Here is a 13,210-nt window from a genome sequence, read left to right as displayed (position 1 = left end):
CCTGCTTTTTCCTTATTCAAATTAGAAAATTAATTCCTTTCTACTATTTTGATAATCATGACATTGAAAAAATTAATAAAATTAATTTCCCGGTTAGTGTTTTCATTAATGCTTTTGTTAGCGGCATCCGGGTTTATTGCATCCATATTCCAATACGTTATTGTCCGGTTATGAAGAAACAATCGCTTTTATTTTTTTTATCTGTCTGGATGTTGGGCATCGCCTGTAATGCGGCAAGATCTGTAGAAAGGTCTAATCTGAATGATGTGGACCCCACGATCGGGTCGGTCGGCCACCTGCTGGAGCCTACCCGCCCCACGGTACAGCTGCCGAACCAGATGGTCCGTTTTACACCGCAGCGGAAAGATTTCCTGGACGACCAGATCTCCAGTTTCCCCCTGAATGTGGTATCCCATCGCCTGGGCCAGGTTTTTTCCATCAAACCGTCTATCCTGCCGGTCAGCGTGGAAAGCTGGCGCTCCCGGATGACCTGGGACCATGACCTGGAGGTCAACCGCCCCTGGTATTATTCCACCCTGCTGATCGATGAAGGCGTGACGGTGGATTTTACCGTGGGAAAGAAAACCGGGATCTTCCGTTTCCGTTTCCCGGAAGATGCGGGGGACAAGTCCATATTGCTGGGCGTGTACAATCCCGGTGAGGCCGGTTGGGAATTTCTGCCGGGCAATGCGCTGCGGGGCATGGAAACGTACCAGGGCGAAGTAAAGGTATATATGTATGGCGTTTTCAGCCAGGCCGGGAAGCCGGGTGTGCTGGAAGGCGGCAATATCAGACCGCAGCAGGCGGTTTCGGGGCAGGGGGCCAGGGCTTTCATCACCTTCCCGGCAGCGGTGAAGGATGTGGAGCTGAGGTATGCCATCAGTTATGTCAGTCCGGAGCAGGCGCGGAAGAATTTCGAGGCGGAAGTGATGGGCCGTTCCTTTGAGGAAGTTTCGGAGAACGGCAGGAAAGCCTGGGAGAAAGTGATGTCCCGGATCAATGTGGAAGGCGGCACGGCCGCGCAGCGCCGCTCGTTCTACACGGCCCTGTACCGGTGTTATGAGCGCATGGTGGACATTACGGAAGACGGACAGTATTACAGCGGATATAATAAAAAGGTCAACCGGGATAATCGTCCGTTCTATGTGGATGACTGGTCGTGGGATACTTACCTCGCCCATCATCCGCTGCGGATGATCCTCGACCCCGCCGCCGAGGAAGACATGCTGCAATCCTACGTGCGCATGTACGAACAAAGCGGCTGGATGCCCACCTTCCCGGTGCTGTTCGGCGACCATGCCTGCATGAACGGTTTCCATTCTTCCATCGTTTTCCTCGACGCTTACCGGAAGGGGCTGCGCAACTTCGATGTGCAGAAAGCCTACGAAGGCATGTTCAAAAACGCCACCGAAGCTACCATGCTACCCTGGCGGAATGGAGAGAAAACAGTGCTGGATGAATATTATTACCAGCATGGCTATTTCCCCGCACTGCATCCCGGTGAAAAAGAAACCATAGACCGGGTGCATGGTTTTGAAAAAAGACAATCTGTTGCCGTAACGCTTGGCAATAGTTATGACGACTGGGCCCTGGGAGAAATGGCGAAAGACCTGGGCAAAACGGCGGATACGGCATTGTTCGCCGCCAGGGGCCGCAATTACCGCCACCTCTGGCATCCGGAGAAACAGCTCTTCATGCCGAAAGACGACAAGGGCAACTGGGTGATGATAGACCCGAAATTCGATGGCGGCATGGGCGGCCGCGATTATTACGACGAGAATAACGGTTACACCTATATGTGGCAGGTGCAGCAGGATATACCCGGACTGATCGCCCTGATGGGCGGCCGCAAGGCTTTTGAAAAGAAGCTGGACCAGTTGTTCCGCGAGGGGCTGGACCGTTCCAGGTATGAATTCTGGAGCAAATTCCCCGATGCAACCGGCCTCGTCGGCCAGTTCTCCATGGGCAATGAACCGAGCTTTCACATTCCCTATCTCTACAATTTCACCGATGCTCCCTGGAAAACGCAGAAGCGCACCCGCTTTCTGCTGGATACCTGGTTTGCGGACAATGTTTTCGGTATTCCCGGGGATGAGGACGGCGGCGGTATGACGGCTTTCGTGGTGTTCACCGCCATGGGCTTCTATCCCGTTACGCCCGGCCTGCCCGTGTACACCATCACCAGCCCTGTGTTCAGCAAGGTGAGTTTGCAGCTCCCCAACGGCAAGGTGTTCCGCATTACCGCCAACAACTGTTCATCCGTCAACAAGTATATACAACAGGCAAAGTTCAATGGCGAAACGCTCCATACGCCCTGGTTCACACACGAGCAACTGATAGCCGGCGGGCACCTGGAGCTGGAAATGGGGCCTTTGCCGGACAAGGCCTGGGGCCGTCCGGATGCTGAATGATCTCATCACCAATACCTTATTCCACCAACATGCAACACGTTATCTTCTATCCACCTTAGATCCCTGGACAACCAGCACAGTTTTATCACCATTATTTAATCGACTGAACGAAAAAAAAACGTTATGAAGAAAGTTTATTTCCTCGTGATCCTGCTATGCACTGTCCCGCTCTGCCTGCTGGCACAGCAAAAAGTCATCAGCGGGAAAGTTACGGACGCAAAAGACGGCACGGCGCTCCCCGGCGTCAGCGTCTTTACCCTGGATGCGGCCGGTAAAAGGACCGGCGTTACCACCAATACACGCGGTGAATATTCCATCACCGTTCCGCAACAGGCCACCCGGCTTACCTTCGCCTTCCTGGGCATGACCACGCTTACGGAAGATATCAATGGCCGCAGCACTATCGATATAGCGCTCACTTCCTCGGAAGAGCAGCTGAGCGCCGTAGTGGTGGTGGGGTACGGCACCCGCAGAAAAGAAACGCTCACCGGCGCGGTAAGCAATATCACCGCAAAGGATATTCAGACCACTACCAATATCAGCATGGCGCAAAAGCTCCAGGGTAAGGTGGCGGGCCTGCAGATCCGCCAGCTGGGCGGCGAACCGGGCACTTTCGACAACATGATCAATATCCGGGGTTTCGGCACACCGCTGTTCGTGATCGACGGCATTGCCAGGGACGGCGCTTCGGAATTCCAGCGCCTCAACCCGGATGATATTGAAAGCATCTCGTTCCTGAAAGATGCTTCCGCGGCGATTTATGGTCTGCGTGCTTCCAACGGCGTAGTGATCGTGACCACCAAAAAAGGCCAGGCCGGCCAGGTGGATTTCAACTACACCGGCGTTGTGGGCATCATGAAACCTACAGATGTGCCGCGCATGGCCAATGCATCGGAGTGGATGCAGATGCGCAATGACGCGGATATCTTCGGCAGGGGAACACCTTTCCTCCCCAAAGATGAGCTGCAGAAGTATATCGATGGCGCTCCGGGTTATGAGAGCACGGACTGGTACGCCGCTGCCATGAAGAACTCCACCATGCAGCAACAGCACAATATCTCCGCTTCCGGCGGCACGGACAAAACGCAGTACTTCTTCAGCTTCGGCTACGCGGATGAGCTGGGCCTGCTGAAAAGCAACGATATGTATTACAAGCGCTTCAACCTGCGCTCCAATATCACCACCATGCTGCATCAGAACCTGAAGGCTGAAGTGTTCATCGCCGGAAGGTATGATGTGAGAATGGTGCCGGGCGAAAATTTCTTCAACATCTTCAAAGGCACCCGTGTAACGCTGCCAACGGATAAAGTGTATGCGAATAATAATCCTTCCTATCCGGCGGTGGTGGCCCCGTCCAACCAGAACCCCGTAACGCTTTCGCAGGCGGGTGTGACCGGTTACAACGAAAGCATCAACCGCAATGTGCAGTCTTCCGTGGCATTGACCTATACCTTTCCTTTCGTGGAGGGGCTGACCCTGCGCGGCATGGCGGCTTACGACATGAACAACTATTCCAATAAAGACCTGCAGAAAGGCTACAAGCTGTACACCTATGTGGGGGATGAATACATTGCCCAGCCGCAAAGGGTGGGCACCGCCAGCATCGGCAACAACTATTCCAACAATAACCGCGTGACCCTGCAGGCGCAATTGAACTATAGCCATACGTTCGCAAAAGCCCACAATGTAGGCGCTACGATGGTCGTGGAGCAGCAGCAGTTCTGGGTGCGGGACGGGTACCTCCGGCGCTTCTACGATTTTTATACGAACGACCAGGTGAACTCCGCCGGTACGGCGAAGATGGAGAACAGCGGTATTGAAACACAGACCGCCAACCTGTCTTACGTAGGCCGCCTGAGCTACGACTACAAAAGCAAATACCTGATAGATTTTGCCTTCCGGCAGGATGGCTCCTACCGGTATCATCCTGACAAAAGATGGTCGTTCTACCCCGTGATATCCGGCGGATGGCGGCTTTCGGAGGAGAATTTCATCAGGGAGAACCTTCCCGTGATCAGCAACCTGAAGATCCGGGCTTCGTATGGCCTTGTGGGTGAGGATGCCGGCAATCCCTTCCAGTATATTGCAGGCTTCTCCACCGGCGGTGGCGGGACCTACGAATTTGATAACGGCTCACTCACCAATGGCGCGGCTTCCCCGGCTATCGTGAACCAGCAGCTGAGCTGGGTAAAATCAAAGGTGACGGACATCGGCATAGACATCGGTCTGTGGAAGAACAAATTCACTTTCGAGTTTGATGTGTATAAACGCGACCGTGAAGGCACGCTGGCCTTCCGCAACGTTTCCCTGCCCAATACTTTTGGCGGCACGCTTCCGCAGGAAAACCTCAACAGCGACCGGGTGAAGGGTTTCGATTTCACCATCGGGCATCAGAACAGGATCGGGGAGTTCAGCTACAACGTATCCGCCAACTTCAACTTCTCCCGTATGATGAACCTCTACGTGGAAAGCACCCCGTTTACGAACAGCTGGGAGAAATGGCGCAACGGCGCGGCCAACCGGTATAATGATATCGTTTGGGCGTACACGTACCTGGGCCAGTTCCAGTCCCTCGAAGAGATATCGAAATATCCCATACAGAACGGTGCGCAGGCCAATATCCGCGAGCTGCCCGGTGACTTCAAATATGCGGACGTGAATAATGACGGCGTTGTGGACGACCGGGATATGCTGCCGATGTTCCTCGGCGCGAACGGCACGAATAACAACCAGAACCCCGCGGGCAAAAATCCAAAGATGAACTACGGCCTTAACCTGAACATGTCTTACAAAGGATTTGACCTCAACATGCTCTGGCAGGGCGCAGCCATGTACACCGTGCGTTTCAGCGAAGTGTATGCGGAGGTGCTGGCTTTCCGCGGCAATACGCCCGCCTATTTCTTCGACCGCTGGCATAAGGCGGACCCTTATGATCCCAACAGCGAATGGGTGGCGGGGAAATGGCCTGCTTCCCGTTTCAATGGCGATGTGGGCAAGATGTATGCGGAAAGTTCCGTATGGCGCAAGGATGCTTCGTATGCCCGGCTGAAGAGCCTGGAGCTGGGATATACCGTAGCGCCGGAACTCTACAGCATTACCGGCATCAAAAGGATACGTGTGTTTGCCAGCGGCTTCAACCTGCTCACTTTCGCTGATCCTTTTGTAAAGGCATTTGACCCGGAAAGGCTGGAAGGCTTGTTCAATGCGGGATTTAACTATCCCCTCATGAAGACCTTCAACTTTGGCCTCAACGTAAACTTCTAAAGACTCTGGTTATGTATTACTATAAGAAATTAATGATGTTGTTTGCCGGGATGCTGCTGTTTAGCTGCAACTCCGTGCTGGAGCTGCAGCCGACGGACAAGATACGCGCGGAAGATCTCTTCAGCGATCCCGAAGGCGTGAAGCTGTACATGGCAAACCTGTATTTTCAGCTGCCCACGGAAGATTTCGCATATTTCAGGGGTGGCTTCAATCAGAACGGCGGCGATCCCAACAATGGCGGATTCGTTCCGGCCATGATCACGGATGAAGCGGCCCATACCGAGTTTGGCGACTTCCTGGGCGATGGGGATTTTCACTGGTGGGACCAGGGATATAAACTGGTCCGGGACGTGAACCTCCTGGCCGATGCGATCCCCAACCTCAATATCCTCGAAGAGGAACGCCGCGCCCTCACCGGCGAAAGCGCCTTCATCAAAGCCTTCGCCTATTTCGGGCTGGCCAAAAGGTATGGCGGCGTATCCCTCATTAAAGCCACGCAGCAGTACACCGGCGATGTGGAAAGTCTGAAAGTGCCGCGCAGTACGGAAAAAGAAACCTGGGACTATGTAATGGAACTGTGCGATCAGGCCATCGATAATCTGGGTGAAGGCACCGGCCGCCGCGCCAACAAATGGATGGCCTATGCGCTGAAATCCAGGGCCGCCCTGCATGCCGCATCCATCGCCAAATTCTGGAACCGCGCGCCGCTTTCCGGCAATGCCGCTACCCAGGGCCTTGTGGGCCTGGATGCATCCGCCGCCGCAGGATATTATAACCAGTGCATCCTGGCAAACGAAGCGATCATCTCCTCCGGCAAGTTTGGCCTGTATATGCCCAGCCCCGCCAGCCCGGAAGAAGCGGCGGAGAACTACCGCCTGCTGTTCCAGAACCCCAACACCGCGGGTAACGAGGCCATCATGATCAAAGGCTACACCCTGCCCGGCAACAATCTTGGCCACAACTACGATATCTGGTTCCAGCCGGCGCAAACGGCCAATGGCTGGCCGCATCCCGGCCGCATGAACCCCACGCTGGACCTCGTGGATACCTACGAGCGGTATGACAATCCCGGCGTGAGCGCGCCGGTGGTGACCACCGTGGAAGGGAACATAAACGACTACAACGGCTATAATCCTTCCCTCAATTACATCCGCTTCGATTCACCGAACGAGATATTCGAGGGAAAAGATGCCCGCCTGTGGGGCACCGCCATCCTCCCGCAAACCAACTGGAAGGGAACACCCATCATCATTCAGGCCGGTTATGTAAGGCCTGACGGCAGCGCCGTGATCCGCACGAATGACAACATCACCATCAACGGCACCACCTACTATACTTACGGCGCCGCCAGCACCACACAATACTCCGGCTTCGATACCTACGGCGGCAACAACACCCGCACGGGCTTTTCCTTCAAGAAGTTCATGAACCAGCTCAATCCCATCACGCCCGGATGGAACCAGAGCACTACGGATTTCATGGAATTCCGCTATGCCGAAATATTGCTCAACTACGCGGAAGCAGTGATAGAAAGCGGAACGGGTGATGCTGCCGCGGCCGCAAAAGCATTGAATGATATCCGCAAACGCGCGGGCCATACTGTGGACATCCCGCTGACCGTGGGGAATGTACAGCGGGAAAGAAGGGTAGAGCTGGCATTCGAGAACAAAAGGTTCTGGGACCTCATCCGCAGAAGGGAATACCATACCGAGTTCAACAACCGCATGGTGCATGCCATACTGCCGCTGCAGGATCTCCGGGCATTGCCTGAAACGAAATACATCTTCGTGCGGGTGAACCTGCCCAATTCCAATCCCAGAACATTCACCGAAAGGTCCTACTACCGCTTCATTCCAGGTATAGGTTCCAATGGCCTTGTGCAGAATCCGCAGTACTAACTGAAAAACTGTTTTTATGAAAATGTTAAGATCGATTTTTTTAATAGCGGCTGTGGCGCTGGCTTCCTGTGAAAAGGATAACTACGACGGCCCCACCGCAGGCCTTTCCGGCCGGTTCATCGATGCCGATACCAAACAGCTGGTAGAGCAGGATATCATTTCCGGCACACAGATAGAGTTGCTGGAACATGGATATGATCCGGTATCGCCGTTCTTCCTCATCGTGAAAAACGATGGCACGTATGAGAACAGCCTGTTGTTCGAAAACACGTACACGGTTACGCCCATGAACGGCAATTTTATCAGTGTGGAGCCGCAGGAGATAAGGATAGCGGGCAAAACCACGCTGGACTTTTCGGTGACGCCCTACATCCGCGTGCTGGAACCCAGCATCACCAGATCCGGGAACATTGTAACGGCCACGTTCAAACTGCAGCAGACTGTCGGTACCAACATCCGGAAAATAGGGTTGTATGTGCATTCCGATTCGCGGGTGGGTGAACCGATGCGCCTCGTAGCAGCGGAGCAGAACATCAATGCCGTAGCTGATCCGAACCAGGTGTACACGCTCACGCTGGATGTGGCGGCGCATTCCTCGCAGCTGCCTGCCGGCAGGAAGTATTACTTCAGGGCAGGGGCCGTAGTGGATATTTCGCAGGCCAAGCTGAACTACGCACCTGTTGTTGAAATAGATCTTTAAAACCCTGCAGGCGCCGGCCGCCGGTTACAGTTGGCCGGCGCCTGCTATAAAAAAAGCTGATGATGAAAGGATTAATAGCCACCGGAATAGTATTGCTGCTGGCCTGCTCCAGGAACAGCGGCGGAGCGGAACCCGGTCCCAACCCGCCGGAACCCCCGGTACAGGAAAAAGTGTATGATGAGACCGGTTGCCTTTATACGGCGTATGACAAGCTGGTGATGGCCGGTTACCAGGGCTGGTTTGCCGCCGAAGGCGATGCTTCCGAACGCGGATGGTACCACCTGACCAACGGCAGCTGCGGCGGTTTTTTTCCGGGCTGCTCTACGGTGGACTTCTGGCCGGATATGACGGAATACACCAAAACCTATAAAACACCATTCACCTACCCGGACGGCTCGGATGTGACGATGTACAGTCCATATGACGAAGAAACGATAGACCTGCATTTCAAATGGATGAAGGACTATGGTATCGACGGGGTGTTCATGCAACGCTTTGTGGTGGAAATAAAGGAATCCAACCCCAAAGGCAAACGGCATTTCAATAAAGTGCTGGAAAACGCGCTCAGGGCGGCTAAGAAATACGACCGCGCCATCTGCGTGATGTATGATCTCAGCGGCTGCACCGCCGCGGATGTGGCATACCTGGAGCAGGATTGGGCAGAACTGCAAAATCTCTTTTCCCTGTTCGACAATAAAACGCATCCCACCTATCTCCGGCATAATAAAAAGCCGCTGGTGACCATATGGGGCGTGGGCTTCAATGATAACCGGAAATACACCATCGCGGATGTGGACAAGCTGGTGGACCGTTTGAAAGGCCCGGAGAAAAAAGTCTCCGTTATGCTGGGTGTGCCGTATTACTGGCGCAGCATGCGTAATGACACCGAGAATTCTCCGCTCCTGCATACGCTCATCAAAAAAAGCGATATCATCATGCCCTGGGCCGTTGGCCGGTACAACAGCGATAACTACAACAATGTAGCCGCGGCGGAACTGGCGGGGGATGTGCAATGGTGCAGGAACAACAACATTACTTACGTGCCGCTGGCCTTCCCCGGCTTCAGCTGGGGCAACCTGAAGAACGACCCCGCACAGTACAATTCCATTCCGCGCCTGAAGGGCGATTTCCTCTGGAAACAGGTGGCGGGAGCGAAGATATCCGGGGCGAAGTCGCTTTACGTAGCCATGTTCGATGAAATAGATGAAGGCACGGCTATTTACAAATGCGCGAAAGAAGGCGAGCTGCCCTTGCATGGGGATAAAAGGTTCGTCGGCATTGAAGCGGACCTGGATTCCGATTACTACCTCTGGCTGACGGGCCAGGCAGGCCGCTGGTTCCGTGGGGAAAGCGGGTTCTCCGCCACGAAGCCGGTGCGTTGATGCCGCAGTTCAGGATCATCGCCCGCAGGAACATTCACGGAGCATTATTAAAATACGCAGCATGAATATAAGGAACAGCATCGCTGTGCTCGGCCTGCTATTATGCACGGCCGCAGCGCATGCGCAACTGAAGCACAGCAAACAAACCGCATACCCGGCTTACAAGGGACTGATAATGGCCGGCTACCAGGGCTGGTTCCGGGCGGAAGGGGATGGCACCTCCGCCCGCCGTTTCGCATACGGCAACGAACAGCGCAGCGGCATTGATATGTGGCCGGATGTAAGCGAGTACAAAAAAACGTACCCCACTCCCTGGAAGCTGAAGAACGGAGATCAGGCGCGCTTCTTCAGCTCGCATGATGAAAGCACAACGGACCTGCATTTCAAATGGATGCAGCAGTACAACATCGATGGCGTATTCATGCAGCGGTTCTTCGGCAATGCAAAGCGCCGGGACCCGCAGTCCTCCGCCATCCTGCGGAATGCCTTCTCCGCCGCATCGAAGTACAATCGCGCCATTGCCGTGATGTACGACCTCTCGGGACTGAAGGGCAGTGGAGAGGATTGCTCCGCATTGATAGCGGACTGGAAGTACCTGGTAGATGAGCTGAAAGTGACCAGCCAGGCTGGTCAGCAAACGTACCTGCATCATAATGGCCGGCCGCTGGTAGCTATCTGGGGCGTTGGCTTTCCGGACCGGCCGTACAATATCCGGAACATCGGCCTGGAGCGGTTCATCGATTTTCTGAAGCATGATCCGGTATATGGTCATTGCGCCGTTATGCTGGGCGTGCCAACGGCATTCCGGGAATTGCGGGCGGATTGTGTGAATGATCCTTACCTGCATGAGCTGATCCGCCGTTGCGATATTGTGCTGCCCTGGACGGTGCAACGCTATTCACCGCTGCTGCATAACGATATGGACCGCCTGCGGGACAATACCCTGGCCGATATGCAATGGTGCCGGGAGAACAAGGTGGACTATGTTCCCTGTGTGTATCCCGGTTTCAGCTGGCATAACCTGAGCCGGTACGAATTCCCTGACGATGTGAAGCCCGTTGGCTCCATCCCGCGGCAGGGCGGCCGTTTCTACTGGCAGCAGATCTCCACCGTGCTGAATGCCGGTGCGGAAATGCTCTACGTGGCCATGTTCGATGAAGTGAACGAGGCTACAGCCATCTTCAAGATCACGGATAACCCGCCGGTCAGCACCGTCACCTCATTCGTGGGCAATGACGGAAAGCCTTCGGACCATTATCTCTGGCTGACGGGAGAAGCGGCGCGGATGCTGCGGAATGAAAAACAGCTGACGCTGACAATGCCGGTCAGGGACTGATGTTGCGCAGATAATGCGGCAATTTGTCCCGGTTGCCCCCATGTTTTGGCACTTTCAGCCACCCGCCGGAATCCTTGCCAATGCTATTTTTATCAACAAAAAAGATACGCATATGGCAATCCAGGCAACACCTTACCTGACATTCAACGGGAACTGCAGGGAAGCGATGAATTTTTATAAAGCATGTTTCGGCGGGGAGCTGATGTTGCAAACAGTAGCGGAAACCCCGCTGGCCGCGCAATGCCCCGCCGGCATGCAGCAGCATATCATGCATGCCGTACTGGCGAATGACAGCCTGCTGCTGATGGCTACGGATATGACCGGCCCGGCGGGGTACGTCCAGGGCAGTGATATGGCCATTTCGCTGAGTTTTGATAACGAAGCGGAAATAAAAAAATGCTTCGAAAAACTGAGCGGGGGCGGAGTTGTGGCCCACCCGCTGGAGCAAGCCCCCTGGGGCGCGTGGTTCGCCACGGCGCAGGACAAATTCGGCAAAGTGTGGATGTTCAATTGCGAAAAGGCAAAAGCGTAACAGTTGCAGGGGACAGGTGGCGCGAATGGGCAAATAATCCGTCTCTGCACTAACGCTTGAACGAGAAGCCCACGCCCAGCGTATAATAGATATCCTTGAAATCTATGATCTTGCCGCCTGCCCGTATATTAAAACCGCTCAGGTCAACGATCAGGCCCGCCTCCGCAACGGGTTTAACGAATTTCTCATCGGTGTTCTTCACCCATTCCGTTTCGTAGTAAGTGCCATTGTCGTTGTAGGTGGACATTTCCTCCCAGTGCTGATGGATGGTAACGCCGCCCCCTGCATATATCCAGAGCGGGTAGGTGATCTTTTTGGTCAGGCCCAGCATGATATCGGCATCGCCCTTGCGGCTTTCTCCGGTGGCACGGATATCCTGGTAAACATTCCCGTCCAGTTCACCGCTGTTGTTTACGGTGTAGTAGGCGGAGCTGGTGAGGAAGTTCTCATTCATCCGGAAGGTCAGGTACATGCCCACGGAACGGTTGTTCACGGAGCCGATGGAGAGGCCGATCGGCGTGATGCTGTCGTACATATAACTGATAAAAAACCGGTCGGGGCGCCCGTAACGGAGTTGCTTTCGTTTTGTGTCCCTGACCAGCTCTTTCAGGTCGTAGGCATTTGGGCAGAATTTGTTGATCTGCCCGTAATACGTGAGCGCCTGTTCCTGTGAGGATGCGTATTTTTCCTGCCGGGAGTGTTCCGCTGCGCGGAGATAAGCGGCGCACATCATTTCTTTCGCTTTGGCCGCATCGCTTCCGTTGGGGTATTCTTTCAGGTACTTGTTCAGATAATACTCCATCCGCGGAATATCGTTCTTGTCCGCATACTGCCCGCCGAACCGCATCAATGCCCGTTTGACGATATTTTCCGCTTCGGTGCGGTGTTTCCTGATGGTATTGCCGGCAATGTAGGCGTCGAATGATTCTATCGTGTTCTTGCTTCTGGCGTTCTGCCAGGCCAGTTCATCCTGTGCCGTCCTTTTTTGCTGCAGGGCTTCGGTATCATTGGGCCTGAAGCGGAGGGCGTCGTCGAAATTGCTGATGGCGGTTTTGTGGTTGCCTTTGGCGATATTGTTTTTGCCCAGTTGAAGGGCATCGTTATAGCCATTGATCTTGTGCATCTCCGGCGTCTGGTTGATCCTGGCGTGGAGGGCCCTGGCGCCCTGGTCTTTGGCCAGTGCGGGATCATTGAGTATTTCCAGCGCCTGCGGGTAGTTCTTTTGCTCCACGTACAGCTCCACGGCGTTGAGGGCGTAGCTGATGCGGGATTTGTCCATTTCCCAAAGCCGGTGCCATTCGTCCGCCGCTTTTTTGTTGCCGCTTTGTTCTTCCTTCTGCGCACTTTCCAATACTGCATGCGCCGTTCTGTACTGGCTGATCTCGTCTTTCAGGGCCTGGATGCTTTTTTGCAATTCCCCATCCGCCGGCGGTTCCGCTTTCGCCAGGTATTCCTCCGCTTTGTCCGGCTGGTTGAGCTTCAGGAAGGCGAGGGCGGTATAGTAATAACCTTCTCCCCTGGTGGGGTCTTCTATCAGCAGGTCCGGTGCGAGTATCAGTACTTCATCCCATTGCCCGCCGGCAACACGGTCTTTTATTTTCTTTTCCATACCGGCAAAAGTATTCGATTGTCCGTAGGCGATACCGCAGCAGAGCAGCATCAGCCATGTAAACAGTAGTTTCATGTG

At 54.4% G+C, this 13,210-nt stretch carries 8 protein-coding genes; 7 read left to right on the top strand and 1 reads right to left on the bottom strand.

Translation table 11 applies throughout. The annotated features are described in order from the left end of the window. Positions 1 to 170: 170 nt before the first annotated feature. The 7 genes from FW415_RS00225 to FW415_RS00195 all read left to right on the top strand — a co-directional run bounded on the left by FW415_RS00225 (position 171) and on the right by FW415_RS00195 (position 11,523). Positions 171 to 2,411, top strand: coding sequence for a GH92 family glycosyl hydrolase (locus FW415_RS00225; RefSeq protein ID WP_148382309.1), 2,241 nt, complete (start codon positions 171 to 173; stop codon positions 2,409 to 2,411). 123 nt (positions 2,412 to 2,534) lie between these two features. Further along, entirely contained in the window at positions 2,535 to 5,675 is a 3,141-nt protein-coding gene (locus FW415_RS00220) for a TonB-dependent receptor (RefSeq protein WP_148382308.1), read from the top strand. A gap of 11 nt (positions 5,676 to 5,686) precedes the next feature. Further along, positions 5,687 to 7,573, top strand: coding sequence for a RagB/SusD family nutrient uptake outer membrane protein (locus FW415_RS00215; protein WP_148382307.1), 1,887 nt, complete (start codon positions 5,687 to 5,689; stop codon positions 7,571 to 7,573). 22 nt (positions 7,574 to 7,595) lie between these two features. Continuing rightward, the gene (locus FW415_RS00210; protein WP_210420795.1) at positions 7,596 to 8,273 is read left to right on the top strand and encodes a DUF3823 domain-containing protein; all 678 of its coding nucleotides are present in this window, start codon (positions 7,596 to 7,598) and stop codon (positions 8,271 to 8,273) included. A gap of 59 nt (positions 8,274 to 8,332) precedes the next feature. Further along, positions 8,333 to 9,655: a glycoside hydrolase family 71/99-like protein gene (locus FW415_RS00205; protein WP_148382305.1), complete on the top strand. Its 1,323-nt coding sequence runs from the start codon at positions 8,333 to 8,335 to the stop codon at positions 9,653 to 9,655. A 61-nt stretch (positions 9,656 to 9,716) separates the two neighbouring features. After that, positions 9,717 to 10,991 (top strand): glycoside hydrolase family 71/99-like protein, encoded by a 1,275-nt coding sequence (locus FW415_RS00200; protein WP_148382304.1) that lies wholly within the window; start codon positions 9,717 to 9,719, stop codon positions 10,989 to 10,991. 112 nt (positions 10,992 to 11,103) lie between these two features. Continuing rightward, positions 11,104 to 11,523, top strand: coding sequence for a VOC family protein (locus FW415_RS00195; protein WP_148382303.1), 420 nt, complete (start codon positions 11,104 to 11,106; stop codon positions 11,521 to 11,523). Between the two features lie 49 nt (positions 11,524 to 11,572). On the opposite strand, the gene FW415_RS00190 is transcribed toward FW415_RS00195, so the two are convergent. After that, complete coding sequence (locus FW415_RS00190) at positions 11,573 to 13,207, bottom strand: lipopolysaccharide assembly protein LapB (RefSeq protein ID WP_148382302.1); 1,635 nt, start codon at positions 13,205 to 13,207, stop codon at positions 11,573 to 11,575. Positions 13,208 to 13,210 lie beyond the last annotated feature (3 nt).

This window comes from Chitinophaga sp. XS-30 (assembly GCF_008086345.1).
GTDB lineage: Bacteria > Bacteroidota > Bacteroidia > Chitinophagales > Chitinophagaceae > Chitinophaga.
The sequence above is the reverse complement of the archived record's forward strand: the minus strand, read 5'-3'. Positions and strand labels throughout refer to the sequence as shown.

Excerpts from the sequence above, each read along its gene's own strand:
- FW415_RS00225 (WP_148382309.1), top strand. The coding sequence starts at position 171 with ATGAAGAAACAATCGCTTTTATTTTTTTTATCTGTCTGGATGTTGGGC.
- FW415_RS00220 (WP_148382308.1), top strand. The coding sequence starts at position 2,535 with ATGAAGAAAGTTTATTTCCTCGTGATCCTGCTATGCACTGTCCCGCTC.
- FW415_RS00215 (WP_148382307.1), top strand. The coding sequence starts at position 5,687 with ATGTATTACTATAAGAAATTAATGATGTTGTTTGCCGGGATGCTGCTG.
- FW415_RS00210 (WP_210420795.1), top strand. The coding sequence starts at position 7,596 with ATGTTAAGATCGATTTTTTTAATAGCGGCTGTGGCGCTGGCTTCCTGT.
- FW415_RS00205 (WP_148382305.1), top strand. The coding sequence starts at position 8,333 with ATGATGAAAGGATTAATAGCCACCGGAATAGTATTGCTGCTGGCCTGC.
- FW415_RS00200 (WP_148382304.1), top strand. The coding sequence starts at position 9,717 with ATGAATATAAGGAACAGCATCGCTGTGCTCGGCCTGCTATTATGCACG.
- FW415_RS00195 (WP_148382303.1), top strand. The coding sequence starts at position 11,104 with ATGGCAATCCAGGCAACACCTTACCTGACATTCAACGGGAACTGCAGG.
- FW415_RS00190 (WP_148382302.1), bottom strand. The coding sequence starts at position 13,207 with ATGAAACTACTGTTTACATGGCTGATGCTGCTCTGCTGCGGTATCGCC.